The sequence below is a fragment of the Flavobacterium enshiense genome (assembly GCF_040750275.1).
Lineage (GTDB): Bacteria > Bacteroidota > Bacteroidia > Flavobacteriales > Flavobacteriaceae > Flavobacterium > Flavobacterium enshiense_B.
In genome coordinates, this window is record NZ_JBDOCV010000003.1 from 94,822 (window position 1) to 121,112 (window position 26,291).

Genomic DNA, 26,291 nt, shown 5'->3' on the forward strand with positions numbered 1-26,291 from the left:
ATTTCCAGTTAACAGCTTTCAGTTAACAGTTTTCAGTTCGTCTTGACTTTTGTTTCCTAACTCTTATTCTTAACTCGAAAGTTCCTCTACCGTATCCAACTCCACTTTCAAATTCTTGATAATGAAATCCTGACGGTCCGGCGTATTTTTACCCATGTAGAATTCTAACAAGGTCTCAATTGATGTTGCTTTGTCCAACATCACAGGATCCAAACGAATGTCTTCTCCGATGAAATGTTTGAACTCATCCGGTGAAATCTCTCCCAATCCCTTGAATCGTGTGATTTCCGGTTTTGGTTTCAATTCTTCGATGGCATCGATTCGTTCCTGCTCGCTGTAACAATAAATCGTTTTCTTTTTATTTCGAACGCGGAACAATGGCGTCTGTAAAATATACAAATGGCCTTCCTTTATTAATTCCGGGAAAAACTGAAGGAAAAACGTAATGAGCAGCAAACGGATGTGCATCCCATCGACATCGGCATCGGTTGCGATTACGATGTTGTTGTAACGCAGGTTTTCCATGTCTTCTTCAATATCCAAAGCGGCTTGAAGCAAGTTGAATTCTTCGTTTTCATACACGATTTTTTTACTCATCCCGTAGGAATTCAAGGGCTTACCACGCAAACTGAAAACCGCTTGGGTATTCACATCACGCGATTTGGTAATCGAACCCGATGCGGAATCTCCCTCGGTAATGAAAAGCGTACTTTCCAAACTTCGCGGATTTTTGGCATCGGTTAAATGCACACGACAATCGCGTAATTTTTTATTGTGAAGACTTGCTTTTTTAGCGCGGTCTCTTGCTAACTTTCTAATTCCTGAAAGTTCTTTTCTTTCGCGTTCCGCCTGAAGGATTTTCTTCAGTAAGGCATCGGCTATTTCAGGGTTTTTATGCAGGAAGTTATCAAGTTTGGTTTTGATGAAATCATTTACGAAAGTACGAACCGAAGCTAAGCCTGGCCCCATTTCGGTAGAACCTAATTTGGTTTTGGTCTGAGATTCGAAAACTGGCTCCTCAACCTTAACAGAAATTGCGGAAACAATTGATTTTCGGATATCGGACGCTTCAAAAGGCTTGTTGTAAAATTCCTTAATTGTTTTTACCAAAGCTTCACGGAAAGCACCTAAATGCGTTCCTCCCTGCGTCGTATTTTGTCCGTTAACAAACGAGTAATATTCTTCGGAATACTGAGTTTTACTGTGTGTTAAAGCGATTTCGATATCATCGCCTTTCAAATGGATAATCGGATATACAGAATCTTCTTCCGTAATGGTTTCTTCCAATAAATCTTTTAAACCGTTATCCGAATAAAATTTCTCACCATTGTAAATTATCGTTAATCCAGTATTCAGATAACAATAATTTTTCAGCATTTTTATAATGTACTCGTTACGGTATTTGTAATGCTTGAAAATGGTATCGTCTGCAACGAAAGTTACTTTTGTCCCTTTACGCTTGGTGGTTTCCTGAACGTCTTCTTCCAGTGTTAAATTTCCAGCAGAAAACTCAGCTGCTTTTTGTTGGTTATCACGAACAGATTCAACACGAAAATATGTCGAAAGCGCATTTACCGCCTTGGTTCCTACTCCGTTCAAACCAACGGATTTCTTAAATGCTTTGGAATCGTACTTTCCTCCGGTGTTCATCTTCGACACCACATCAACCACTTTCCCTAACGGAATACCGCGACCGTAGTCCCGAACGGTAACGGTTTTATCCTTAACCGTGACTTCGATAGTTTTGCCGGCGCCCATTACAAACTCGTCGATACAGTTATCAAGCACCTCTTTTAAAAGGATATAGATACCGTCATCGGGAGAAGAACCGTCGCCTAACTTTCCGATATACATCCCGGGACGCATACGGATATGCTCTTTCCAGTCGAGGGAACGGATATTGTCTTCGGTGTACTGATTTTGCTCTAGCATATAAAGTTTTTGGAATTTCTGCTAATATAGGTGATTTATCAAAATTTTAAAAGTCGCCCATCAGAAAGTTATTAATAAATTCTTCAATCAAAATAAACTTATTGAAATCTTAAATTTAACATATATTAGAAATAAAATTCACACATTTACCTATAATACATTACCTATTTTAACATTTTTTTATACTTTAGCTCAAACTATAACATACTAACCCATGAAAAAACACATCTTATTTTTACTACTCTTTTTGGGGCTCTCGGTTGTGAGTTATTCACAAAAGAGCATTTCAGGAAGCGTGAAAGACAAAAACGGACAACCAATTCCCAGCGCTTCAATTGTTGAGAAAGGAACGCAAAACGGCACCTCTTCAGGTGTAGACGGTTCTTTTACCATCACTGTAAAAGACAACAATGCTATTCTGGTAATCAGCTCACTAGGCTTCAAAAAAACCGAAGTAGCAGCCTCATCAACTGTAACAGCTGTTCTAGAAGAGGAAGGCCAAGAATTACAGGAAATCACGATTCAAACTGTAGGTTCCAGAAACACTAAGCGTACGGTTGTAGATTCTCCGGTAGCGGTAGATATTATCAACGTAAGCGATGTGGTAAACAAAACCGGTCAGGTGGAAGTAAACTCTTTGCTGCAGTATGTAGCTCCTTCCTTCAACGCCAGTAAACAATCGGGAGCAGATGGGGCCGACCACATTGATCCTGCAACGCTAAGGGGTTTAGGACCGGACCAAACCTTGGTTTTAATCAACGGAAAGAGAAGACACCAATCATCTTTGGTTAACTTATTTGGTTCAAGAGGACGAGGAAATACAGGTACCGACATGAACGCAATACCAGCAGCTTCCATCAAACGAATTGAAGTTTTAAGAGACGGTGCTTCAGCTCAATACGGTTCTGATGCTATTGCCGGTGTTATCAATATTGTTTTGAAAGACAATGTGGATGAATTTACCGGAAACATAACGTACGGTGCTTACAATGCTTCTACGCCATACGGAAGCGACATCAATTCAAGCGGCATCGACGGAAATACTGTGCAAGTTAACGGAAACTACGGTATCAAAATCAAAGAAAAAGGCTTTATAAACGCAACTTTGGATGTGATGAAAAAAGACCACACCAACCGCCCTGCCAACCCAGATAAATACAGTATTTACAGACAGGAATTTGGTGATGCGGAAGCAAAAAACGCGAGTTTATTTTTAAACGGTTCAATTGCTACCGGAACGAATTCTGATTTTTATTTCTTCGGAGGTGCAGGCTACCGTGATACCGATGCTTTTGCCTATACCAGAACCGCAGACAGTCCAAGAAATATCGCTGAAATTTATCCGAACGGCTTCAACCCGGTTATCGGTTCCAAAATCATGGACAATTCATTATCGGCAGGATTCAGAACGAAATTGGCAAAATGGGATGTGGATTTCAACAACACTTTCGGTATGAACCGATTTACATATGACATTCATAACACTTTAAATGCTTCTTTACAAACCAACTCTCCTACTTCTTTCGATGCAGGTGGTCACCAATTAATGCAGAACACAACCGGAATTCATTTTACCAGAAATTTTGAAACTATCAAAAACGGCTTAAACTTCGCTTTTGGTGCCGAATACAGAATTGAGAATTTCCAGATTTTTGCAGGTGAAGAAGCTTCGTATGCTTTATACGATGTTAACGGACAAGTTGTGACAACTGCTACTGATCCGGCTGATTATGTATACGACGGTAACGGCGAACCAAGACCGGGAGGTTCTCAAGGATTCCCAGGTTACAGCCCAGCTAATGAAGTGGACAAATCAAGAGGGAATTTTGCCGCCTACATTGATACCGAATTGGATTTATCTGATGTTGTAACCGTTGCAGCAGCAGCACGTTATGAAAACTATACCGATTTTGGAAGTACTTTTAATGTGAAATGGGCACAGCGCTTTAAAGTTTGTGAAACTTCAGGTATTCGTTACTCCTTAAGTACCGGATTCAGAGCACCTTCATTAGCGCAGAAATACTACAACCTTAAGTTTACGGATTACATCAGTGGTGAGGCATCCGAAACATTGCTTGCTAACAACGACAGTCCAATCACTGCTGCTTTTGGTGTAGAAAAACTAAAGCAGGAAAAATCATTCAACGCAAGTTTGGGATATACTTACAAAAAAGGAAAATTCACGGCTACTGTTGACGGTTATTTTGTAAACGTAAAAGACCGTATCGTTTTAACCGGACAATTTGACGGAAGTGGTTTAGGAATGAATGTAGCGAACGTTCAGTTCTTTGCCAACGCGCTAGACACCAGAACCATCGGATTGGACATGGTCGCATCTTATGAAACAACTTTCGGAAACAATACAATCAGCGCTTCATTTGTGGGGAACTTGAACAAAATGTTCATTGGTGAAGTACACGGAAACAGTATCCTAAACACTGAGGAAGATAAAGAAACACTTTTCGGAAGACGTGAAAAATATTTCCTGTTAGCTTCAGCTCCTGAAAGTAAATTCGGTTTGAACCTGAACTATAACTACAATAAGAAGTTCAATACTAATTTGAGATTTACCCGTTTTGGTGAAATCGAACTGATTGATTGGGTGGATACTGTAGATCGCTACGGTGCTAAAATCGTAACGGATTTATCGTTATCCTACCAATTCACATCCAAAATCGGCTTTACGATTGGTGCTAATAACCTGTTGAATGTGTATCCTGATATTCAAGATACTGAAGCAGAAACGGGCGGTAATTTTGATGCTGTTCAAATGGGCTTCAACGGAACCTACGGATTTGCAAGGCTTTCTTTTAAATTATAATACAACTAAAACCCCGGGAATTTCCGGGGTTTTTATTTATTGATAATGATACAAAATTCCTTTATCATAAACCGTCCACAAACTCGCAGTTTGATCCGCTGCTTTTAAAGCACTATTGGTCCAGGTGTTACAGGTATAAAAGAGATTATAACTTCCTTTAGCTTCGTAGAAAATATCGTGATTACCATAGACGGCGTCTGTTTCTATCTTCATGGCCTCTTCTTCTTTCATTTGAAAAGAATCCTGAATAAATACGACCAGTTGTTCATACTGTTGTTCTGTAATGATGATTTTCTTACACTGTTCATCTTCGGTTAATCTCTTATAAAATGTACAATGCATCGCCGAGGTACTCAAGCCTGATGCGGCGTTAAATGCCGTGGAGAATTTCAAATCCGCCCAAGTAGGTGTATTTAAGTAAAATCCTTTGTCGCCCCAACCAAAAGCCAAATAATTTGCAGTGGTGTCCTTTGCTTTAGTATGTTGAAACTGTACTTTTTCAGACCAATCTATGGTTTCGGATTTTATAGGAACTACAATATCGGTATGAACTCCGTTTGACAATAAATAGATTTCTATTCCTTGCTTTGGCTTTTCTGTGTTCGCGTTTACGGGAATCCGTGATAATATGAGTACCGCTACTACGTAGAGTAGTATAAATCCAATGATTCCTAAAAGGGTTTTGAAAAGGACTTTTAAAGATTTTTTTAGGGTTTTCATGAAGTGGGCTTTTTTTAAATTGCTACGCAATTATTGAGCCAGAAATTCTGTTTTTCTTTTTCTTTTGTTTTGATACAAAAGAAAAGCTAATAAAAATTTTAAAGTGCTTTCTTTTTGTGTCAAGACAAAGTACAAGAACAAAGATCAAAGAACCAAACTCAAAAAAAAACAATAAACAAAAACACAAGCAAGATGCTCGCGCCAGCAAGAGAAAAACATTGTGACAAAAAACAATTACAACAAAAAAGGCGTTCTTCAACGAACGCCTTTAAAACTTTTTTTTAAAAAACTTAAAAACTAAACCCTTTAACAATATCCTTAATCTCATTATCCAAAACCACATCGGCAATCTTCATATTTTCCACATCAAAATTATCATTAAAACTTGGCAAGGAAAACGTTGCGATAACATTTGCACCATATCTCGGGAAAGCATTTTTCGCGATATCCAAAACAGTTGCCCCACCCCTGCCTCCGGGCGAAGTAGCCATTAATAACATTGGCTTTTGCTGAAAAACTTTTACATTAATTCTAGAAGCCCAATCAAATAAACTTTTAAAAGCCGCCGTGTAATTTCCGTTGTTTTCGGCCATGGAGATCACTAACATATCTGCAGAAGCGATTTTATCTAAAAAAGCCTGCGCCAAAGGTTGTTGCCCTACTTCTTTCTCCAAATCCACACTGAATAACGGCATGGCAAAATCGTTTAAATCTAAAACCTCAACTTCATAGCCTTCAAAGAGATGCGAAACATAAGTGGCTAATTTTTTATTGATGGAATGTTGGCTGTTACTGCCTCCGAAAGCTATAATTTTCATTTTTTCTGTCATTGCGCGGAACGAAGCTATTTCAGTTCCCTATTTATATGAAGTCAAAAATAATAAAAAAAACCGCTGAATTACTTCAACGGCTTTCTGTATACTCTTTATTCTTTTATCTATTGTCTCAGATTATACATTGAAACGGAAATGCATTACATCACCATCTTTCACAATGTATTCTTTCCCTTCTACTCTTAATTTCCCGGCTTCTTTTACTTTGGCTTCCGAACCGAAATTAGAATAATCATCGTAAGCGATAACTTCCGCTCGGATGAATCCTTTTTCAAAATCAGTATGGATTACTCCTGCCGCTTTTGGCGCCGTATCTCCGATGTTGATTGTCCAAGCACGAACTTCTTTTACCCCAGCTGTAAAATACGTTTGCAATTTCAATAATTTATACGCTGCACGAATTAAAACCGATGAACCCGGCTCTTTTAAGCCCATATCCTCTAAGAAAATCTGGCGCTCCTCGTAGCTTTCCAATTCCGTGATATCTGCCTCTGCTCCAACGGAAAGGATGATAACCTCCGCATCTTCGTCTTTTACTAGCTCACGAACTTGGTCTACATATTTGTTTCCGTTTACCGCTGAACCTTCATCGACGTTACATACATATAAAACCGGTTTTGAAGTGATTAACTGGAAGCTTTCCATCAACTCTTCTTCATCCTGACTGTTTAATGCTACCGTACGAGCTGATTTTGCATTCAACAACGTTTCTTTGATTCGGTTTAAAAGACTTTGTTCTGCTAAAGCTTCCTTATTCCCTACTTTAGCTGCTTTGTTTGCTTTTTCCAGACGTTTTTCAACCGTTTCCAAATCTTTTAACTGCAACTCGATATCAATGGTTTCTTTGTCGCGGATTGGGTTTACGTTTCCATCTACGTGGACGATATTGTCATTGTCAAAACAACGCAAAACGTGAATAATAGCATTACATTCGCGGATGTTTCCAAGGAACTGATTTCCTAAACCTTCCCCTTTACTTGCTCCTTTTACCAAACCTGCGATATCTACAATATCAACAGTTGCCATCTGAACGCGCTCTGGCTTCACTAATTCTTCCAAACGGTTGATTCTTGGATCCGGCACATTAACTACCCCGATATTTGGCTCAATAGTACAGAACGGGAAGTTAGCACTTTGCGCCTTAGCATTTGATAAACAATTAAAAAGTGTTGATTTTCCAACATTCGGCAATCCTACAATTCCTGCTTTCATTCTATTTTTTATTTACAATAACCCAAACGGTTAACAGATTTTCATTTTTAAAGTGTGCAAATATAATCTATTCTTAGTAAGTATGAAACTGATTACGAACAGGTTTTTAATATCAAAATGATAACTATATAATGATTCTCAGTAATTATGTAAGGCATATCTCAATTAATAGCCATAATTTTGTAACATACTAATTACAAAACAGTTACATTATGAAAACTACACTTTTAACATTGATGGCACTATTTGTATCCGTTAACGTTTTGGCTCAGAACAAAAATGTTCAGCAAGAAGTTAAAACAACTGTTACAACGATTAAAGATTCGGACGGGGAGCGAAAAATTGTAAAAAAAGAAAAAGTTAATGAAGTTCAAAACATTGAGCTGCAGGATGCTGATTCAAAAGTTCTTAACAAGGATACAAAAGAAACACCGGTGCAGGTTACTTCCACCACAGAGGTAACTGTAGATGGCGTAACAAGAACTGTAGATATAGACCGCTCCGCTTACTATCTTATGGATGGGGAAAAATATCAAATTGCAGTAGATAAAACAGGCTACAGCATGTCTATCCCTAAAAGCAAAAAAACAGCTTTATTGAGAAAAACATCTAATAATAATTATATTTATGTCAATAAGGACAAGGTTTCCGTAGGGTATTTCGACAAAGACGGCAATCTGATTCTGGAAACTTATGATGAGAAAAACGACAAGATGTCTTTAGAAAAATTTCAGCTTGTTAAAGAATAAAAAAACTGCCTTAGGGCAGTTTTTTTATTTCCAAATTACAGGAACTTTATCTTTTGGTGGCTTGATAATTCCAAAAAAGACTGTTGATAAAATGCATATTAGAAAACCATAACCCAAATCGTAAAATGTGATCCAGTAATGTAAAACACTATTAATTTCGAATCTTACTCTACTTTTATTTGTAAAAACAAGTAATTTTTCCCCTATTTCATATTCATTAAAAAAGCCCCATTTTTTTTCACTAACCTCATAAACTTGATTATCAAACAAAACCCTAATGACCGGAGAATTAATTTTTTCAAAAGAAACTTTCCCTTTACGCCCATGATACTTTGAAGAAATCGATCCATAACCAATTATTTCTCCTTCCGCTTTATCTGACGATAGAAAAAAAACTGCCTTATAAACAAGACTCAGAATTAATAATACCAAAAGTGTCCTTAAAAAATATTTTCCCATACAAAAAACCTCAGCTTTTGCCGAGGTTCAATTTTATTCGTTATGCAAAAATGATTGCCTGTTTAACAACGTATCTTCATCTTCCACATGATTATCATCCGGAACACAACAGTCTACCGGACAAACTGCCGCACACTGGGGCTCTTCGTGAAAACCTTTACACTCTGTACATTTTCCGGGAACGATGTAATAAATATCATCCGAAATTGGAGTTTGTGCAGCATCAGAATCCACCTCGGTTCCATCGGGTAACACAATTTTCCCACTCAATCGGGTTCCGTCTTTCCAACGCCAATCGTCGGCGCCTTCATATATTGCTGTATTAGGACACTCCGGTTCACAAGCCCCGCAGTTGATACATTCGTCTGTTATTATAATTGCCATCTTATTTAGTATTAGCAGCCATAAGTCTGAAGAAAAACCGCAATTATTCTTCCACAAAAAACTTATTACTTAATTTTGCACAAAATTACAACGTAAACCCTATATAAACAAGTAAGAAATGTCACAAAAAGAAATTATAACCGCTTTTGTTGCACTGGGAAAGTTTTTACAACAATTTTCAGAAAAAGAAAATGTTCAGAATCCTGAAGTAAAAAACAATGCGCAGTTTTTTGATGACTTTGTGGCTTTAATCGATATTTCACAATCTCATAACGGCTGGTTTACTCCCGAGCAGGTTTATTTTGCTATTCAATCCTGGGCAGAAGCCTTAACGGAAGAAAACCTGAATCAATGGGTTTCCAATTATGACTTTTCCAATGTAAAACCAAAAACGGTAGGGTTAATTTTAGCCGGAAACATTCCACTGGTAGGTTTTCATGATTTCATATCGGTTTTGATTTCCGGACACAAGGTTTTAGTAAAAATGTCGTCTAACGATCAGAAACTGTTACCCTTTTTAGCAAAGTACCTTATTTCGGTTCAGCCGGAATTAGAAAACCGCATCACTTTCACAGAAGGCAAACTGGAAAATTTCGACGCTGTAATCGCCACCGGAAGCAACAATACTGCCCGTTATTTCGAGTATTATTTTAAAGAAAAACCAAGCATTATCCGCAAAAACAGAAATTCGGTTGCCATACTAACCGGAAAAGAATCCAAAGAAGATCTAATTGCTTTAGGCGAAGACATTTTCCGTTACTTCGGATTGGGTTGTCGCAACGTTTCCAAACTTTTTGTACCGAAAGATTATGATTTTAAAAACTTTTTTGAAGCGATTTTCGAATACGGCGACATCATCCATTATGAAAAATATGCCAACAACTATGATTACAACAAGGCCGTTTTCCTGATGAGCCTTTTTAAATTATTAGACAACGAATTCCTTACGCTGAAAGAAGACACAAGCTATGCTTCACCAATTTCTTCCGTTTTTTATGAGTTTTACGACGATTTACAAACCGTGAAAGACCGCCTGAAAAATGATGAAGACATGATCCAGTGTATCGTTTCCGATAATCTGATTGAAAACAGCATTCCGTTTGGGCATACCCAGAAACCAAAATTGTGGGACTACGCCGATAATGTCGATACACTTACATTTTTAAACAAAATACAAACCATATCGCAAAAAAAGTAAGCGATTATCCTTTTGAGGTTATTTTTTTTCATAGTTACCGTCTTTTTTATGAAATTTGCTTGCATTAAACACACAACATAATGCAATTAGATCACAAAGACAATGTTAGTCCGGTTTTACAAGACGGGATTAAAAACTACCTCATCGACATCGACGGTACAATTACGGAAGATGTTCCCAACGAACAACCCGAAAGAATGGCTACCTGCGAACCTTTCCCAGACGCTTTGGAAACCATCAATAAATGGTACGACGAAGGGCATCAGATTTGCTTTTTTACTTCCAGAACCGAAGAACACCGTGAAGTTACCACAGAATGGTTAAACAGACATGGCTTCAAATACCACAGCCTACTGTTAGGGAAACCACGCGGCGGAAATTACCACTGGATTGACAATCATTTGGTAAAAGCTACGCGTTATAATGGTAAATTTACCGATTTAGTGGAAAAAGAAGTCGTAATTCAGGTTTTTAAAGATTAATCAACTAATGAAAAAACATAATTTCAGTGCCGGTCCGTGCATTTTACCTCAGGAAGTTTTTGAGAAAGCCGCACAGGCCGTTTTAGATTTTAACGGAATGGGATTGTCTCTTTTAGAGATTTCCCACCGCGACAAAGCCTTTGTGGCTGTAATGGAAGAAGCCCGCGCTTTGGCTTTAGAACTTTTAGGATTAACCGGAAAAGGGTATCAAGCGTTATTTTTACAAGGTGGCGCGAGTATGGAGTTTTTACGAATCCCATACAACCTAATGAAAGAAAACGGGAAAGCTGCATATTTAGATACAGGAACATGGGCCAGTGGCGCTATTAAAGAAGCCAAAGCTTTTGGAGAAACCGTTGTAGTAGCTTCTTCTAAACCTGAAAATTACAATCATATTCCAAAAGAATACAGTATTCCTGCCGATGCAGATTATTTCCACTGTACCAGCAACAATACCATCTTCGGAACACAAATGAAGCATTTCCCGGACACAAATGTTCCAATGGTGTGCGATATGAGTTCCGATATTTTTTCAAGAACCCTTGATTTTTCAAAATTTGATTTAATTTACGCCGGAGCACAGAAAAATATGGGCCCAGCCGGAGTTACGTTAATCGTAGTGAAAGAAGAGCTTTTAGGAAAAACCGGAAGAGCCATTCCGAACATCATGAATTATCAACAACACATCGATAAAGAAAGCATGTACAACACACCTGCGGTATTTGCAGTATATACTTCGCTTTTAACGATGCAATGGCTAAAAAATTTAGGAGGCATCGCCGCTATTGAAAAGCTAAATGAAGCCAAAGCAAAATTGTTGTATGATGAAATCGACAGAAACCCTTTATTCAAAGGAACTACCGTAAAAGAAGATCGTTCCAACATGAATGCAACCTTTTTATTGGCAGATGAAAACCATAAAGAATTGTTCGATTCGATGTGGAAAGCAGCAGGAGTTTCCGGAATTAACGGACACCGCTCGGTTGGTGGGTATCGCGCTTCGATGTACAATGCCTTACCGATTGAAAGTGTTCAGGTTTTGGTTGATGTGATGAAGGAACTGGAAAGTAAAATTTAAAGTACAATAACAAAGAAGAACGGGATTACTTCGTTCCTCGCAATGACAAAATAAAAATGAAAGTATTAGCAAACGACGGCCTATCGCAAAGCGGGATTACTGCTTTAGAAAAAGCCGGATTTGAAGTAATTACAACAAAAGTGGCTCAGGAACAAGTGGCCAACTATATCAATACCAACAACATTGACGTAATTTTAGTGCGCAGTGCCACGAAAGTACGTCAGGATATTATCGACAATTGCCCATCCATCAAAATCATCGGTCGCGGTGGGGTTGGAATGGACAATATTGATGTGGCTTATGCTCGTGAAAAAGGAATTCATGTAATCAATACCCCGGCATCGTCTTCGGAATCCGTTGCGGAATTGGTATTTGCACATTTATTCTCGGGGGTTCGATTTTTACACGATTCCAACCGAAACATGCCTTTGGACGGCGATTCACAGTTCAACAATCTGAAAAAAGCCTATGCTGACGGGATTGAACTTCGCGGAAAAACCATAGGAATTATCGGTTTTGGAAGAATTGGTCGTGAAGTGGCGCGAATGGCCTTAGGATTAGGCATGAAAGTAATCGCATCCGACAAATATGTAGATGAAGCCACCATTAAAGTCGATTTTTATAACGGGCAATTCATCAATGTAGATATTGAAACGGAACCAATGGAAGATATTTTAAAACATTCCGATTTCATTACGCTGCATGTTCCGGCTCAAGACGACTATATTATAGGGAAAACCCAGTTTGATATAATGAAAGATGGTGTAGGTATCGTAAACTGTGCCCGTGGCGGTGTTATAGATGAAGTAGCCTTAATTGATGCTTTAGAAGAAAACAAAGTACGCTTTGCTGGTTTAGATGTTTTCGAAGAAGAACCAACGCCTGCGATTCAGGTTTTGATGAACCCTAAAATTTCAATGACACCGCATATCGGTGCTGCAACTTTAGAAGCTCAGGACAGAATCGGAACGGAATTAGCGGAACAAATTATCAGTTTACTAAAAAACAACTAATTCAGTAACAATACTTAATTTCGTGTATTCTTGGCAAAACAAACAGTGCCGGGAATACACGATTTTTCTTTTAACAACTTCTGAAATATAATCTTCTAACAAATTTGTAATCATTTTTTTGCTTAAATTTGATAGTTAACCTTAAAACATTTTCCAATGTTAGATCAGATATCAGAATTAGTAAAACAGTTTGGTGGCGATGCCATTGTGAACAATCAGAATGTCCCAAACGAACATAATGACGCAGTAATGAACGAAACCTCTTCTTCTATCCTTTCCGGATTAAAAGATATGGTTGCCAACGGAAACATTAGTGATGTGGCTGGCTTACTAAACAATGCCAACATTGATACTTCCCATCCTGTAGTAAAACAATTAACCGATCAGTTATCTGGTAACTTAGGACAAAAATTCGGTTTAAGCAGTGATGCAGCTTCAGGTGTTGCCGGTAATATGATTCCAAAAGTTTTAGGTTCTTTAATTGGTAAAGCTCAGGATCCGAATCAGCCCGGATTTAATGTATCCGACATTGTTAATGCCATTGGAGGCGGAAATTCCGGCGGGCTGATGGATGCAGTTTCCAAATACGGCGGACAGTTCGGCTTAGATCAAAATAAGGACGGAAAAGTAGATATGAGTGATGCTACAGCTGCCCTTTCCGGAAAAAGCGGCGGTTTTTTAGGTGGTTTACTTGGTAAGCTTTTTGGAAAATAAAGCTGTGATATTCAATATTAAAAGCCAGGCATACTGTCTGGCTTTTTTGTTAAATTGATTTTTCAATCGGCTGACTTTTAGTAACTTTATAAGAAAATTCAGAGTGATGAAAAATATAATTTATTCCTTTTTTATTGTGACAGCTGCCATCATTTTCGGTTGCAATCCGACTTCAAAACCTGTTGCAGAAAATCAGGTTTCCCAAAAAGCAAATGATACGGTTCGCATCGCCAACGATGAAATGGAATATGAAATCATTATTATTGACGGAGGCTTTAATTATTGGCTCAATTCCACTGCAAAACCACGTGGATTTTATCCTCAAAGTCATCTTGAAGCCCGAAATGTACCTTGGGTAACCGAATGGAACAATCGCTCCCGTTCTCCAAAAAACAATCAGGAACGTGATTTATTCCTGATGCAAATCGATTACCAGAACGGAACGGATTATGGTTATGAAGTAAACTATCTGTTGTACAATTATCTGGTTTATTTTCAAATGAAAAATAATATTCGTCTTGGAGGTTTTGTGCCTCGCCCATAATTTGTATTTTTGAGCATATTTCTAAAAAATGGCAAATTTAAAAGAGCGTTGGGGAATTCAAAGCAATTGGCAGATGGCTGTCATTTTTGTCGTTTTTGCCATTACCGGAACTACCGCTTCTTACCTGTCTAAACCCATATTGGAATGGCTGGGAATTACCCGTGACACTTTACACCCGGTTTTATATTGGACACTTTATATCTTAATCATACTTCCGGTTTATAAAGTACTTTTGGTAAGCATTGGAACCATTTTCGGACAACATACTTTCTTTAAAAACTTTGTTTTCAAAATGCTTCGTGGGATGAAATTAGGCTTCATTGCTGATTTGTTCGGAAATAAAAAAGGAGCCTAATAAAGCCCCTTCAATTTCTATTTTCTATTCTCTTTCTTTATCAGATACGTATAAATCCACGTAAGTGTAAAAGTCGGGATAAAATCAATACCTGGAAGAAGTTCTTCTATAAAAACGGTAATACCTCCAATTGTACCTACAGTCCCTTTATACATTCTGGCAAGAAGAAATCCAGCAATCGGTGCCCAAATCACATCCGTTATTTCTGCAAACAAAGGGATTCCATAAGACGCATAGCCAATAAGGTCAAATATAATACTCAAGGCTAATTTTTTTCCACGATTGTCCGTTGCGGTTTTTACTTCGGTTTCTGTCATTTAAAATGTTTTTGATTGTCATTGCAAATCCAATGCCAGATTAATCATCACTAAAATTAGTCATTGAGCTTAGACTTATAATTTTTACGCAGTTTTTCCAATTTCGGACTGATTACCGCCATACAGTATCCTTGATTCTTATTACGGTTGTAATAATTCTGATGGTAATCTTCCGCGGGATAAAAAACCACAGCTTCCGAAATTTTGGTAATTACTTTTTTTCCGAAAATATTTTGGTCATTCAACAGCTTGATAAAATTCTCTGTTGCTTCTTTCTGAATCGCTCCGTGATAAAAAACCTCACTTCTGTATTGCGTTCCCACATCGGCACCCTGACGGTTTAACGTTGTAGGGTCGTGTGTAGCAAAAAACACTTCTAATATATCCTCATAGGATATTTCTTTAGGATCGAAAGTAATTTCAATTGCCTCGGCATGGCCACTGTAACCTGAACATACTTCTTCATAAGTGGGATTTTTGGTTTTCCCACCGGTATAACCCGAAACCACTTTTTTTACCCCTTTCAATTCTAAGAAAAGGGCTTCTGTACACCAAAAACATCCTCCTGCCAATGTGGCAACTTCTAAACCTTTTTGCTCGCTCATTGTTTTATTCTCCTCGTTTTTCTCAACTGATAAACTTTTTTCTCTCGACTGACAACCTATCGTCGAAAGAGCAACTAAAAATACAAAAAATGCCTTCATCACTTTTCTTTTATCAAATTTAACCAATTCTAAAACCTAAATTTCTACGTTAACGAAACTTTATAGTATTATACGGAATATTGAAGGGGACGGATTTCATTTTACTCAAATTTCTTTGTTTCTTTGTACAAATTCGTAATGATGATTCAGGCAAAAAACATTCATAAATACTTCGATAAACTTCACGTCCTTAAAGGCGTAAACCTGCACATTAAAAAAGGAGAAATTGTTTCCATTGTTGGGGCATCCGGTGCAGGAAAAACAACACTTTTACAAATTTTGGGGACTTTGGACAAACCTTCTTCAGAGAAAAACATGGAGCTGGTAATTAATGGAGAAGATTTATTGAAAATGAAAGACAAATCACTCTCCAAGTTTCGAAATTTGCAGCTCGGGTTTATCTTTCAGTTTCATCAGTTATTACCTGAATTTACCGCTTTAGAAAATGTTTGTATTCCTGCTTATATCGCCGGAAAAGACAAGGCAACAACCGAATCCGAAGCGAAACGTTTGCTTGATTATTTAGGATTATCGCACCGCTACGACCACAAACCAGGAGAACTTTCCGGTGGGGAACAGCAACGTGTAGCTGTAGCGAGAGCTTTAATTAACAAACCTTCCGTGATTTTTGCCGATGAGCCTTCCGGAAATCTTGATACGCATTCGGCTGAAAACCTGCATCAATTATTTTTCAAACTGCGTGACGAATTCGGACAAACGTTTGTGATTGTAACCCATAACGAAGAATTAGCAAATATGGCCGACCGCAAACTGGTTATGGTCGATGGCGATATCCGGAATGAAGTCCTTAACAACACTTTAATTAAAAACGAATAAATTTCTAAACTTTGGATTTTACTGAACTCAAATCTTTCCTCGACGAAAAAGTTGAATTATACAACAATCCAAATTTTATCGAAAGTGATCCGATTCAAATTCCGCATGCCTACTCCTTAAAAGAAGATATTGAAATTGCCGGTTTTCTTGCTTCTGTAATCGCCTGGGGCAATCGTAAAATGATTATTAAAAATGCCCAAAAGAAAATGGAACTAATGGGAAATTCACCTTACGATTTTGTGATGAGCCATAAGGCAAAAGATTTGGAACGGCTTGAAAATTTTGTACACCGCACCTTTAACGGTCAGGATTTTATAGGATTCATTAAAAGTCTGCAAAACATTTACATCAATCATGGTGGTCTGGAAGCTGCATTTGCCTTGCACCAGGAAGAAGTTTCCATGCAGAAAAGCATATCTGAATTCAAAAAAACCTTCTTTGAAATAAACCACTTATCCCGAACCGAAAAGCACCTGCCCGATCCAATGGGCGGTTCAGCTGCCAAACGCATCAACATGTATTTACGATGGATGTGCCGCAAAGACAGCAATGGTGTTGATTTTGGCATTTGGAAAAGCATCCCGCCTTCCAAACTTTCCTGTCCTCTGGATGTGCATTCCGGAAATGTGGCACGTAAATTAGAATTATTAATACGTAAACAAAACGATGCCAAAGCATTAGCCGAATTGGATTCCAATCTTCGTCGTCTGGACTCTAACGATCCTGTGAAATATGATTTTGCTTTATTCGGACTTGGTGTTTTTGAAAACTTTTAATAAAAAAACACATTTTGTTAGGAATTAATCAAAACAGCATGTATGTTTGCACTGTTTTTTGTATTTTTCATTACAAATTCCCCAAATTTGTTACAGGAACCTAAAATATAAATACAAAATGTTATTTTTTTAATGATCGACCTGTCACTTATCTTTTTAGAAGATACGAATCTGAATAAAATTCCTAAAATTGGCATTCAGATAACCGACACTTATTTGGCAAAATTTAACGATTTAAAACTTACGCTTTCCGATGAGTTCCTAAATGCCGGTTTCATTTTCAACGTTCTGAAATTTGTTTTAATTCCCGGTTTTGTCCTTATAATTGGATTATTGATTTTTTCACTAATCTCGAATCGGTTTCGTGCAGAGCAATTGGATGTCAAGAAAAAAGAAATCGACACCACTTTAAACGATTTTCTTACTGAAATCATTTTTCTCGATTTTGATTCTGAAACGATCAAAGCAAAAATCGAAGCCTTTAAAAACACGATTCCATACGAAGAAAAATGGTGCCGCTATCTGATACTGAACAAACTGATTCATTTCAAGCAAAACCTTCACGGATTGTATCAGAATCGGGTTTTGATTATTTACAAATATTTCGGTCTTCAGGAATACAGCCAGAAGCTTATCAATGACAAACGTTGGTATTTCAAATCGTTGGGTATTTATCATTATCAGGTATTGGATTATAAAATCAAGAAAGGTTACATGAAATCTTTTCTGAAAAACAAAAACAAATACCTCCGTTCCAATGCTTTAATAGCTGTAATTGCCTTATCGGATGAAAAATTCGGTGTCCTGGACAATTATAAAGAGAAAATTTCAAGAGCCGATGAATTGAAAATCCTTGATATTATTTATCAGAAGCAATCTCAAATTCCGGAAAACATAGAACAATGGCTTAATAATAAAAATAATTCCATTGTGCTTTTGGGGCTTAAACTGATGATTCGTTACAAGGTAAATTTAACACTTGCGCAAATTTCATATTTATTGCTTCATGAGGATGTTTTGGTTCGAAAAGAAACACTTTTGGCTATTCGGGAATTGAACATTAAGAACGCCAATATCACTTTAATCGAACACTATTCGAAAGAAAACCATAAACGAAATAAAATTTCCTGCCTTAAAACATTGGGAATTATAGGTGATGACAGCACACTGGAGTTTGCAAAAACAATTTTACCCGGGGAATCCGATCTGGAAATCAAATTTGAAATTGTAAGCTGCATACACAAGCTGAATAAATCCTTTTTCGATAGTTATAAAACAGAAGATGAAACAGAAAACAAATTAGTTCATCAAATTGCCTTACACGTTAAAAACCCTTACCTGAATTGAAAACCATAGAATCCTTCATAAAGCATTACGAAATTTTTGCCGCTTATTTTTCGATAAGTTATGTTGCCATCTATGTGATTTTGGCAATTCTTTCCTATCTGGCCATAAAAAAATATTACAATTCGAAGTATTATCTGCATAAAGATGTATTGATAAAATCAAATCATACAATTGGTGTTTCCGTAATTGCCCCTGCTTTCAACGAGGCTGCAACCATTGTTTATAACGTAAAATCGCTGTTGGCTCAGGAATACCCTAAATTTGAAGTTATCATCATAAATGATGGCAGTACCGACAATTCCCTTGAATTACTTATCGAAGAATTCAGTTTGGTAAAAGTAGATTTTTTCTATCAGGAGAAGATAAAAACACAACCGGTAAAAGGGCACTATAAATCTACAAACCCAATTTACTCAAAACTTCTGGTTATCGACAAAGTAAACGGAAACAGTAAAGCCGATGCTTCCAACGCCGGCATAAATTCGGCTAAATATTCGCTTTTCCTTTGTACCGATGTAGATTGTATTCTGAGAAAAGACACCATTGCGATGCTGGCCAAGCCATTTATCGAAAACACTGAAAAAGTAATCGCGACCGGCGCTACCATCCGTATCTCCAACTCTTGTGAATTCAAAGACGGAGAGCTTTACAAATCACATTATCCAAAAAATTTCTTTTCCAGATTTCAAGAACTGGAATACATCAGAGCTTTCATTTTCGGGCGAATGGCCTGGAGCCGTATGAACAGTTTGCTTTTGGTTTCCGGTGGATTGGGTATGTTCGACAAAGAAACGGTTATTAAGGTAGGTGGTTATTGGCACAAATCACTTGGTGAAGACATCGAACTGATTACACGTATGCGTAAATACATGCACGAGAAAAAAGAAAATTTTCTTATTAAATACATTCCCGAAACACTGTGTTGGACAGAAGTTCCGAGTACACTGGAATTATTCATGAGACAGCGAACACGTTGGTCACGGGGTTTAATTCAAACCCTCACCCTTCACAGAAAAATATTTTTCAACCCAAAATACGGAAAAACAGGCATGCTAGCCTTTCCCTACTTCGTGTTTTTTGAATTTGCCGTTCCGATTTTAGAAGTCGTGGGACTAGCCGTTTTGATTCTCGACTTTTTGTTTTTCGACATCAATTATGAGTTTTTGCTGATTGTCAGTATTTTTATTTATTTGTTCTATACGACGATAACACTTATTTCGGTACTACTAGATCAGCTTTTATACCGTCATTATTCAAGCATTAAAGAAATTTTGACACTTATTATGATGGTATTTATCGAACCGTTCCTGTATCATCCGATAACGGTTTACACCTCATTAAAAGGGTATTGGAACTATTTTATCCGTAAAAAACAAAAATGGGGTATTATGCCAAGAAAAGGATTCATCAATTCAAAACAACCGGTGTGAAAAAATTACAACTTATAATTTTAACGTGCTTTTTTTTAAGTATCAGCCTGAATGCCCAGAAAATTGATACTGACAATCTTTTAAAGGAAGCCTCTAACGAATTCAATAATAAAAAAGATGCGCAAAAAGCGATTCCATTAGCCCATATCGGTATTAAAGAAGCCCCGGATTATCTGGATTTTCATTTGCTTTTAGGAAGAATTCATTGGCAACAAAAGGCCATCGACAGTGCGCGCTACTATTTTAATCACGTTATCGCAAAAAATCCGAAATACAAAGATGCTTTTCTGCATTTGTCTAAACTGGAATTGGAACAGAAAAATACTTCCAATGCTAATACTGTAATCGATAAAGGAATAGCGTTTTACCCGGATGAAAAAGAATTTTATTTGCTGAAAGCCGATGCGGTGCGATTAAACAATAATGATGAAGAAACGATTGCCTATCTTACTCAATTAGCCGAAAAATTCCCGGAAGACCAACGCTTTCAAAACGAAATCACCGAACTGAAGCTCAAAACCACTTCGGACAGAATTGGTATCAATTACAACTATACCACTTTTAGTCGTGACGGTGTCGGACCTTGGCATTTGGTTGGTTTGCAATACATCCGCGAGCGAAAAAAACTAACCGTAATCGGGCGTATCAATTATGCTGACAGACGTTATTTTGGCGAGAGTACCAACTCAGGACTGCAATACGAATTCGAAACCTATTTCACCAACGGAAAAAAAAGCTATTCGTTTACCAACATTGCAGTAGGTGATAAAACTGTTTTTCCGGAATTCCGTTTCGCTTACTCCTATTTTCATACTTTAGGTAAAGAATGGGAAGGCGATTTAGGCTTCCGATATACAAAGACTCCGGATGAAGATTTGTATGCCGGCGTTTTAGGAATCGGCAAATATGTGGGCTCTTACTGGTTTAACCTAAAATCTTACTGGCAATGGGAAGACAAAAAAATGTATCCGGCCTTCACAGCCACAGCGCGTTATTATTTCGACACAAAATATGATTATGCCACACTTATCGCCGGTTACGGAACATCTCCGGATGAAAGGGTGACTCTTGGGCAATTCCAACAAAGGGTAGCTTTAAATTCGTATCGAATTGGAGTCGGATATTACCGATTGTTAGGAGAACATTACTGTATCGGTTTGCAGGGTATGTACAACCGTCAGGAATATATGCCGGAAGCGTTTCAAGATGAATTTGACTTATTTATTACAATGCAATATAAATTCTAAAAAACAACCCATGAAAAAAATTGTGATTATTGACGACGACAAAATCGTAATCAATATTTTAGATTTCCTTCTTAAAAATGAAGGCTTTGAGACTTACATTGCTACTGATGGAGAAGAAGGAATTGAAAAAATCAAAACGATTCAACCCGATTTAATCATCACCGATATCATGATGCCATTTAAATCAGGTTTGGAAATCACTTTATTCACCAAAACCAATTATCCGAAAATTCCGGTACTGATGGTTTCCTCTTTAGGAAAAGAAGATCAAACCGTGGTGGATGTTTTCAATTTAGGTGTCGATGAATTTATCGCCAAACCTTTTAATCCGACAGAAATAATAAATAAGGTTAAAAAATTATTACAACTACATTTGGTATAAAACTACGCTATCATTTTAATGGACAATGCCCCAACTGAATCCAAAATAAGGATAACTGGCTCAGAAATTGTATCTTTGCCCAAAATATCCCTTTTATGAGCAGTTTTGAGCAATTCAACCTACCGAAATCTTTACAAAAAGCCATCGACGAAATCGGTGTGACAACGCCTACACCTATTCAGGAGCGTTCGTTTCCCGTGATTATGTCGGGCCGTGATGTCATGGGAATTGCCCAAACGGGTACCGGTAAAACCTATGCCTACCTGCTTCCCATCTTAAAACAATGGAAATTTACACCAACGCATACTCCAAAAGTAGTTATCATCGTTCCAACCCGTGAATTAGTAGTTCAGGTTGCGGAAGAAGTTGAAAAACTAACTAAATATATGTCCGTTCGTGTTTTGGGAGTTTACGGAGGCGTGAACATCAACACACAAAAAACATCTGTGTATCAAGGTGTTGATATTTTAGTCGGAACTCCTGGCCGTATGATGGATTTGGCGTTGGACAATGTGGTTCGTTTCGACGAAATGCAGAAATTAGTTATTGATGAATTCGATGAAATCCTGAATTTAGGTTTCCGTTTTCAGATTACATCCATCCTTTCGATGATGCGTCCTAAACGTCAGAATATCTTATTCTCGGCTACCATGACGGACGAAGTAGACGAACTTTTGGATGAATATTTCGATTTTCCGGAAGAAGTATCGCTGGCGGCATCGGGAACACCACTTGAAAAAATCAAGCAGATTGGATATCACGTTCCTAATTTCCTTACGAAAGTTAATTTACTGAAGCATTTACTTACCGAGGATGAAACCATGGAACGTCTTTTGGTTTTCGTAAACAATAAAAAAGTTGCCGATATTTTGATGGATTTGTTGGAAGAAGATTTCCCGGAACAATTCGGTGTAATTCATTCGAACAAATCTCAGAATTACCGTTTAAACACGATGGCAAGTTTTCAGGCCGGCGAAATCCGAGGCATCGTAACTACTGATATTATGGCGCGTGGTTTGGATATTTCCGATATTACTCACGTAGTAAACATGCAGTTTTCGGAAGTTCCGGAGCAATACATTCACCGAATTGGTCGTACCGGTCGTGCCGATAAAGAAGGGATTGCCATCAGTATCATAGCACCAACAGAAGAAGAATTCCAAGTGGAAGCCGAACTTTTAATGGAGAAAGAACTGGAACTATTAGAGGTTCCTGCATCTGTAAAAGTTGAAGAAAAACGTCTGGAATTTGAAAAAGACAAGAAAAAAGTAAAATTCCTGATGAAAAAAGTGAAGCTTGAAGGCGGGGCCGCTTTTCACGAAAAATCAGAGAAAAATAAAAAAGTAAATTTAGGCGGTCCCGGAAAAACAAAACCGAGAAAAACAGCACCAAGGAACAGAGGTGTTGAAAAGAAACGTGCCGCAAAGAGAAAGAAAAAATAATTTTAGTAAATAGTAAGTAGCCCTTAGTAATTAGTACTTTTTAAATCCAACTTTTTTCAACAAAAGACAACTAATCCCTAATTACTTTTCCCTAATTACTCTAATTTAATTATCTTTGAAAAATCTTTAAAATAAATGCAATTCAAACATCCTGAAATTCTGTATTTCCTGTTTCTCTTGGTTATACCAATTTTGGTGCATTTATTTCAGTTACGTCGTTTTAAGAAAGAATATTTCACCAACGTCAAACTACTCAAAGAACTTTCCATACAAACCCGTAAAAGCTCAACAATTAAGAAATGGTTGCTGTTGGCCACACGTTTATTATTGCTGGCTTGTTTGATTTTTGCTTTCGCCCAACCGTTTTTTAAAGCAAAAGACAGCGAAAGTTCCGCAAACGAAATGGTGATCATTTTAGACAATTCCTTTTCAATGCAGGCCAAAGGCAGCAAAGGTGAATTGCTGAAAAGAGCCGTTCAGGATTTATTGGAAAATACACCGGAAAACCAACGTTTTTCGTTAGTTACCAATACCGAAACCTTTTGGGATACGGATATAAAATCACTTCAAAAAGAGTTGCAAAATTTACATTACAGCGCAACTCCTTTTCAACTGGACTTCCTTTTGACTAAAATTGAAACCAAAAAACACAACATTCCGCTTGATATTGTGGTGATTAGTGATGCCGTTGGGGGTAATCAAAAAGCTATTGACAAGTTAACAAAACAGAAATCGGTTTACAGTTTAATTCCCGAAGCGGAAAATAAAAATAACGCCAGTATTGACAAGGTTACTATCAGCCAACATTTGGATAACTTTTATGAAATTAAAGTTGATGTTTCCGTTTATGGAGAAGTGGAAAACGATATTCCGATGTCCGTTTATAACGGTAAAAACCTGATTGCCAAAACTGTTGTAAAGCCGGAAACGAATAAAAAATCGGTTACATTCACATTACCAAAAAACGATTTTCACGGACATGTTTCCATTGAAGACAATAGTTTAGCTTATGACAATTCGTATTATTTCAGCATTTCAAAACCTGAAAAATCGAATGTTACAGTTATAGGTGAAGCAACTAAAAACGAATTCCTTACCCGAATTTATACGGCTGACGAATTCAATTTCACCAATTCAGAATTACGTTCTTTAAACTACAACGCCATTGAAAATCAGGATGCTGTAGTTTTGAATGAGTTAAAGGACATTCCGCAGGCTTTAGGAACTACTTTAAAAGATTTTTACGCTAAAGGGGGCAACATAGTACTAATTCCTGCTGCAGAAAATTCGATTCAAAACCTGAATACTTTTCTGGACAATTTCAGCGGATTAAAAGCCACTTCCCTTCAAAATCAGGAAAAACAGATTACCAAAATTGCATTCAGTCATCCGTTATACCAAACGGTTTTTGAAAAGAAAATTGACAATTTCCAATATCCGAAAGTTACGGCCACATTTGCGTTCAGCGGCAATCCGTCCCCAATTTTAAGTTATGCGGATCAAAGCTTTTTCTTAGGTTCGGTGACCAATAAAATCGGACATTTCTACTTATTTTCTGCTCCTATAAACAAAACGAACAGTAATTTTCAGAATTCCCCTTTAATTGTTCCAACGTTTTACAACATGGCGCAAAACCATCAGAAAACGGGAATTTCAGCCTATACCATTGGAGAAAATGAAAACCTGATTTTAGATGTGTTGCTTTCTAAAGATGAAGTAGTTACGATTGCGAATGACAATTCCGATTTCATTCCGATGCAACAGATACTGAACAACAAAATTAAGCTTTCTTTTGGTGATTATCCGGAAACATCAGGCAATTATTCCGTGTTGAAAAATAAGGAAAACCTGAAAAACATCAGCTTCAATCATGCAAGAACCGAAAGTGATTTGAGCCAAAAAAACGCAAACTTATTTGATGATTTTACTTCCGTGAGTTCGGTTGCCACAGTTTTTGACGATATCCATTCGACACGTACCGGAAACGAAATCTGGAAATTTTTCATCATCGCAACACTACTGTTTTTACTCCTTGAACTACTAATCCAAAAATTCGTAAAATGAACGTAATTTTTAAAAACGCAACGATAATAGATAACGAAAGTCCGTTTCACAACCAAAAAACAGATGTAAAAGTAGAAAACGGCATCATTAAAAATATAGGTCAAAATCTTTCTGCCGCTACTGGTTTTGAAGTCGTGGAATTAGATAATTTACATCTTTCCCAAGGTTGGTTTGATTCGTCAGTATCTTTTGGCGAACCAGGTTTTGAAGACCGTGAAACCCTAGCAAACGGATTGAATACGGCAGCCAAAAGCGGTTTTACCAATGTAGCTTTACAACCGAATTCGTTTCCGGTAATTGATAATCAATCACAAATCAGTTTTGTTTTGAATAAGGCTAATGGTTTTGCAACACAATTACATCCGATTGGTGCTTTTACCAAAAACAGCGACGGAACGGATTTAGCTGAAATGTTCGACATGAAAAATGCGGGAGCGGTAGCTTTTGGAGATTACAATAAAAATTTAGACAATGCCAATCTGTTAAAAATCGGATTGCAATATGTTCAGGATTTTGATGGTTTAGTAATCGCCTATTGTCAGGACAAAACCGTTAAAGGAAGCGGTGTGGTGCACGAAGGCTTGGTTAGCACACGATTGGGATTAAAAGGCATTCCTTCTTTAGCCGAAGAATTGGAAGTAGCCCGAAATCTGTTTTTATTGGAATATACCGGCGGAAAATTACACATCCCAACCATTTCCTCGGCAAAATCGGTAGAATTGATTAAAGCCGCAAAAGCGAAAGGCTTAAAAATAACGTGTGCTGTAGCCGTTCATAATTTAGTTTTGACAGACGAAGTGTTAACCGGATTCGATTCCCGATACAAAGTTACCCCGCCTTTACGCGACGAAAACCACCGAAAAGCATTGATTCAAGGCGTTTTAGACGGAACAATTGACATGATTACCTCTGACCATAATCCTTTGGATATTGAGTTAAAGAAAATGGAATTCGACAATGCAAAAAATGGGACAATTGGTTTGGAAAGTGCTTTCGGAGCATTACAAAACGTGCTTCCTTTGGAAATCATCATTGAAAAACTAACGAACGGAAAAGCCGTTTTCGGAATTGGAAAAACAGCTATAAAAGAAGGAAACAAAGCGTCTTTCACACTATTTACATCGGAAGGAAATTGGGAATTTACTAAGGAAAATATCTTATCAAAATCTAAAAATTCCGCCTTCTTAGGACAACCGATGAAAGGTCGTGCTTACGGAATTTACAACAACGGACAATTAATCTTAAACTAAT

26 protein-coding genes are annotated in these 26,291 nt (G+C 37.5%); 18 read left to right on the top strand and 8 right to left on the bottom strand.

All coding sequences use genetic code 11. From position 1 onward, the window contains the following. Nucleotides 1-69: 69 nt before the first annotated feature. On the bottom strand, nucleotides 70-1,932 hold the full coding sequence (locus tag ABGT15_RS06255) for a DNA topoisomerase IV subunit B (RefSeq protein WP_367230573.1): 1,863 nt from the start codon (nucleotides 1,930-1,932) through the stop codon (nucleotides 70-72). A gap of 214 nt (nucleotides 1,933-2,146) precedes the next feature. Between ABGT15_RS06255 and ABGT15_RS06260 the strand changes: the two genes are divergently transcribed. Beyond that, nucleotides 2,147-4,753, top strand: a complete 2,607-nt coding sequence (locus ABGT15_RS06260; protein ID WP_367230574.1) for a TonB-dependent receptor — start codon at nucleotides 2,147-2,149, stop codon at nucleotides 4,751-4,753. Nucleotides 4,754-4,789: 36 nt separating this feature from the next. On the opposite strand, the gene ABGT15_RS06265 is transcribed toward ABGT15_RS06260, so the two are convergent. From ABGT15_RS06265 to ychF, 3 genes are all read right to left on the bottom strand, one after another. Then, nucleotides 4,790-5,473, bottom strand: a complete 684-nt coding sequence (locus ABGT15_RS06265) for a TIGR02117 family protein (RefSeq protein WP_367230575.1) — start codon at nucleotides 5,471-5,473, stop codon at nucleotides 4,790-4,792. 290 nt (nucleotides 5,474-5,763) lie between these two features. Then, complete coding sequence (locus tag ABGT15_RS06270; RefSeq protein ID WP_367230576.1) at nucleotides 5,764-6,291, bottom strand: NADPH-dependent FMN reductase; 528 nt, start codon at nucleotides 6,289-6,291, stop codon at nucleotides 5,764-5,766. Nucleotides 6,292-6,423: 132 nt separating this feature from the next. Next, nucleotides 6,424-7,518: a redox-regulated ATPase YchF gene (gene ychF / locus ABGT15_RS06275; RefSeq protein ID WP_367230577.1), complete on the bottom strand. Its 1,095-nt coding sequence runs from the start codon at nucleotides 7,516-7,518 to the stop codon at nucleotides 6,424-6,426. 212 nt (nucleotides 7,519-7,730) lie between these two features. Here ychF and ABGT15_RS06280 point away from each other — a divergent pair, with 212 nt between their 5' ends. Beyond that, on the top strand, nucleotides 7,731-8,267 hold the full coding sequence (locus tag ABGT15_RS06280) for a hypothetical protein (protein WP_367230578.1): 537 nt from the start codon (nucleotides 7,731-7,733) through the stop codon (nucleotides 8,265-8,267). 24 nt (nucleotides 8,268-8,291) lie between these two features. Here the strand turns inward: ABGT15_RS06280 and ABGT15_RS06285 are convergent, their stop codons facing one another. Further along, nucleotides 8,292-8,726: a hypothetical protein gene (locus ABGT15_RS06285; protein ID WP_367230579.1), complete on the bottom strand. Its 435-nt coding sequence runs from the start codon at nucleotides 8,724-8,726 to the stop codon at nucleotides 8,292-8,294. Nucleotides 8,727-8,759: 33 nt separating this feature from the next. Then, entirely contained in the window at nucleotides 8,760-9,110 is a 351-nt protein-coding gene (locus ABGT15_RS06290) for a 4Fe-4S dicluster domain-containing protein (protein ID WP_237790610.1), read from the bottom strand. Nucleotides 9,111-9,228: 118 nt separating this feature from the next. Here ABGT15_RS06290 and ABGT15_RS06295 point away from each other — a divergent pair, with 118 nt between their 5' ends. The 7 genes from ABGT15_RS06295 (at nucleotide 9,229) to ABGT15_RS06325 (ending at nucleotide 14,494) form a co-directional block, all read left to right on the top strand. Further along, nucleotides 9,229-10,308, top strand: a complete 1,080-nt coding sequence (locus ABGT15_RS06295) for an acyl-CoA reductase (protein ID WP_367230580.1) — start codon at nucleotides 9,229-9,231, stop codon at nucleotides 10,306-10,308. An 80-nt stretch (nucleotides 10,309-10,388) separates the two neighbouring features. Next, nucleotides 10,389-10,790 (top strand): LNS2 domain-containing protein, encoded by a 402-nt coding sequence (locus ABGT15_RS06300; RefSeq protein ID WP_367230581.1) that lies wholly within the window; start codon nucleotides 10,389-10,391, stop codon nucleotides 10,788-10,790. A gap of 7 nt (nucleotides 10,791-10,797) precedes the next feature. Continuing rightward, on the top strand, nucleotides 10,798-11,868 hold the full coding sequence (serC, locus tag ABGT15_RS06305; RefSeq protein WP_367230582.1) for a 3-phosphoserine/phosphohydroxythreonine transaminase: 1,071 nt from the start codon (nucleotides 10,798-10,800) through the stop codon (nucleotides 11,866-11,868). Nucleotides 11,869-11,924: 56 nt separating this feature from the next. After that, on the top strand, nucleotides 11,925-12,881 hold the full coding sequence (locus tag ABGT15_RS06310; RefSeq protein ID WP_367230583.1) for a D-2-hydroxyacid dehydrogenase: 957 nt from the start codon (nucleotides 11,925-11,927) through the stop codon (nucleotides 12,879-12,881). A 156-nt stretch (nucleotides 12,882-13,037) separates the two neighbouring features. After that, entirely contained in the window at nucleotides 13,038-13,595 is a 558-nt protein-coding gene (locus ABGT15_RS06315) for a hypothetical protein (RefSeq protein WP_367230584.1), read from the top strand. A gap of 106 nt (nucleotides 13,596-13,701) precedes the next feature. Continuing rightward, nucleotides 13,702-14,139, top strand: coding sequence for a DUF6146 family protein (locus tag ABGT15_RS06320; protein WP_367230585.1), 438 nt, complete (start codon nucleotides 13,702-13,704; stop codon nucleotides 14,137-14,139). Nucleotides 14,140-14,167: 28 nt separating this feature from the next. Continuing rightward, nucleotides 14,168-14,494 (top strand): DUF6787 family protein, encoded by a 327-nt coding sequence (locus tag ABGT15_RS06325; RefSeq protein ID WP_367230586.1) that lies wholly within the window; start codon nucleotides 14,168-14,170, stop codon nucleotides 14,492-14,494. 17 nt (nucleotides 14,495-14,511) lie between these two features. On the opposite strand, the gene ABGT15_RS06330 is transcribed toward ABGT15_RS06325, so the two are convergent. Both ABGT15_RS06330 and msrA read right to left on the bottom strand, forming a co-directional pair. After that, nucleotides 14,512-14,811, bottom strand: a complete 300-nt coding sequence (locus tag ABGT15_RS06330; protein ID WP_367230587.1) for a hypothetical protein — start codon at nucleotides 14,809-14,811, stop codon at nucleotides 14,512-14,514. A 56-nt stretch (nucleotides 14,812-14,867) separates the two neighbouring features. After that, complete coding sequence (gene msrA / locus ABGT15_RS06335; protein ID WP_367230651.1) at nucleotides 14,868-15,416, bottom strand: peptide-methionine (S)-S-oxide reductase MsrA; 549 nt, start codon at nucleotides 15,414-15,416, stop codon at nucleotides 14,868-14,870. A gap of 240 nt (nucleotides 15,417-15,656) precedes the next feature. Between msrA and ABGT15_RS06340 the strand changes: the two genes are divergently transcribed. From ABGT15_RS06340 to ABGT15_RS06380, 9 genes are all read left to right on the top strand, one after another. Further along, the gene (locus ABGT15_RS06340) at nucleotides 15,657-16,352 is read left to right on the top strand and encodes an ABC transporter ATP-binding protein (RefSeq protein ID WP_367230652.1); all 696 of its coding nucleotides are present in this window, start codon (nucleotides 15,657-15,659) and stop codon (nucleotides 16,350-16,352) included. An 11-nt stretch (nucleotides 16,353-16,363) separates the two neighbouring features. Continuing rightward, a complete protein-coding gene (locus ABGT15_RS06345; RefSeq protein ID WP_367230588.1) occupies nucleotides 16,364-17,128 on the top strand; it encodes a TIGR02757 family protein in 765 nt (254 codons plus the stop codon). 132 nt (nucleotides 17,129-17,260) lie between these two features. Further along, on the top strand, nucleotides 17,261-18,475 hold the full coding sequence (locus ABGT15_RS06350; RefSeq protein ID WP_367230589.1) for a hypothetical protein: 1,215 nt from the start codon (nucleotides 17,261-17,263) through the stop codon (nucleotides 18,473-18,475). Then, entirely contained in the window at nucleotides 18,472-19,905 is a 1,434-nt protein-coding gene (locus ABGT15_RS06355) for a glycosyltransferase family 2 protein (RefSeq protein ID WP_367230590.1), read from the top strand. Before ABGT15_RS06350 ends, ABGT15_RS06355 begins: the two co-directional genes overlap by 4 nt. Then, on the top strand, nucleotides 19,902-21,152 hold the full coding sequence (locus tag ABGT15_RS06360) for a YaiO family outer membrane beta-barrel protein (protein ID WP_367230591.1): 1,251 nt from the start codon (nucleotides 19,902-19,904) through the stop codon (nucleotides 21,150-21,152). The genes ABGT15_RS06355 and ABGT15_RS06360 overlap by 4 nt, the downstream gene beginning before the upstream one ends. Before the next feature lie 10 nt (nucleotides 21,153-21,162). After that, nucleotides 21,163-21,534, top strand: a complete 372-nt coding sequence (locus ABGT15_RS06365; RefSeq protein WP_367230592.1) for a response regulator transcription factor — start codon at nucleotides 21,163-21,165, stop codon at nucleotides 21,532-21,534. Nucleotides 21,535-21,629: 95 nt separating this feature from the next. After that, on the top strand, nucleotides 21,630-22,976 hold the full coding sequence (locus tag ABGT15_RS06370; protein WP_367230593.1) for a DEAD/DEAH box helicase: 1,347 nt from the start codon (nucleotides 21,630-21,632) through the stop codon (nucleotides 22,974-22,976). Nucleotides 22,977-23,111: 135 nt separating this feature from the next. Then, nucleotides 23,112-25,040 (top strand): vWA domain-containing protein, encoded by a 1,929-nt coding sequence (locus ABGT15_RS06375; RefSeq protein WP_367230594.1) that lies wholly within the window; start codon nucleotides 23,112-23,114, stop codon nucleotides 25,038-25,040. Further along, nucleotides 25,037-26,290 carry a dihydroorotase gene (locus tag ABGT15_RS06380; RefSeq protein WP_367230595.1) on the top strand — a complete coding sequence of 418 codons (1,254 nt, stop codon included), beginning with the start codon at nucleotides 25,037-25,039 and terminating at the stop codon, nucleotides 26,288-26,290. Before ABGT15_RS06375 ends, ABGT15_RS06380 begins: the two co-directional genes overlap by 4 nt. The last annotated feature ends 1 nt before the right edge of the window (nucleotide 26,291 follow it).

Coding starts and splice junctions, on each gene's coding strand:
- ABGT15_RS06255 (WP_367230573.1), bottom strand. CDS start 1,932: ATGCTAGAGCAAAATCAGTACACCGAAGACAATATCCGTTCCCTCGAC.
- ABGT15_RS06260 (WP_367230574.1), top strand. CDS start 2,147: ATGAAAAAACACATCTTATTTTTACTACTCTTTTTGGGGCTCTCGGTT.
- ABGT15_RS06265 (WP_367230575.1), bottom strand. CDS start 5,473: ATGAAAACCCTAAAAAAATCTTTAAAAGTCCTTTTCAAAACCCTTTTA.
- ABGT15_RS06270 (WP_367230576.1), bottom strand. CDS start 6,291: ATGAAAATTATAGCTTTCGGAGGCAGTAACAGCCAACATTCCATCAAT.
- ychF (WP_367230577.1), bottom strand. CDS start 7,518: ATGAAAGCAGGAATTGTAGGATTGCCGAATGTTGGAAAATCAACACTT.
- ABGT15_RS06280 (WP_367230578.1), top strand. CDS start 7,731: ATGAAAACTACACTTTTAACATTGATGGCACTATTTGTATCCGTTAAC.
- ABGT15_RS06285 (WP_367230579.1), bottom strand. CDS start 8,726: ATGGGAAAATATTTTTTAAGGACACTTTTGGTATTATTAATTCTGAGT.
- ABGT15_RS06290 (WP_237790610.1), bottom strand. CDS start 9,110: ATGGCAATTATAATAACAGACGAATGTATCAACTGCGGGGCTTGTGAA.
- ABGT15_RS06295 (WP_367230580.1), top strand. CDS start 9,229: ATGTCACAAAAAGAAATTATAACCGCTTTTGTTGCACTGGGAAAGTTT.
- ABGT15_RS06300 (WP_367230581.1), top strand. CDS start 10,389: ATGCAATTAGATCACAAAGACAATGTTAGTCCGGTTTTACAAGACGGG.
- serC (WP_367230582.1), top strand. CDS start 10,798: ATGAAAAAACATAATTTCAGTGCCGGTCCGTGCATTTTACCTCAGGAA.
- ABGT15_RS06310 (WP_367230583.1), top strand. CDS start 11,925: ATGAAAGTATTAGCAAACGACGGCCTATCGCAAAGCGGGATTACTGCT.
- ABGT15_RS06315 (WP_367230584.1), top strand. CDS start 13,038: ATGTTAGATCAGATATCAGAATTAGTAAAACAGTTTGGTGGCGATGCC.
- ABGT15_RS06320 (WP_367230585.1), top strand. CDS start 13,702: ATGAAAAATATAATTTATTCCTTTTTTATTGTGACAGCTGCCATCATT.
- ABGT15_RS06325 (WP_367230586.1), top strand. CDS start 14,168: ATGGCAAATTTAAAAGAGCGTTGGGGAATTCAAAGCAATTGGCAGATG.
- ABGT15_RS06330 (WP_367230587.1), bottom strand. CDS start 14,811: ATGACAGAAACCGAAGTAAAAACCGCAACGGACAATCGTGGAAAAAAA.
- msrA (WP_367230651.1), bottom strand. CDS start 15,416: ATGAGCGAGCAAAAAGGTTTAGAAGTTGCCACATTGGCAGGAGGATGT.
- ABGT15_RS06340 (WP_367230652.1), top strand. CDS start 15,657: ATGATTCAGGCAAAAAACATTCATAAATACTTCGATAAACTTCACGTC.
- ABGT15_RS06350 (WP_367230589.1), top strand. CDS start 17,261: ATGATCGACCTGTCACTTATCTTTTTAGAAGATACGAATCTGAATAAA.
- ABGT15_RS06365 (WP_367230592.1), top strand. CDS start 21,163: ATGAAAAAAATTGTGATTATTGACGACGACAAAATCGTAATCAATATT.
- ABGT15_RS06370 (WP_367230593.1), top strand. CDS start 21,630: ATGAGCAGTTTTGAGCAATTCAACCTACCGAAATCTTTACAAAAAGCC.
- ABGT15_RS06375 (WP_367230594.1), top strand. CDS start 23,112: ATGCAATTCAAACATCCTGAAATTCTGTATTTCCTGTTTCTCTTGGTT.
- ABGT15_RS06380 (WP_367230595.1), top strand. CDS start 25,037: ATGAACGTAATTTTTAAAAACGCAACGATAATAGATAACGAAAGTCCG.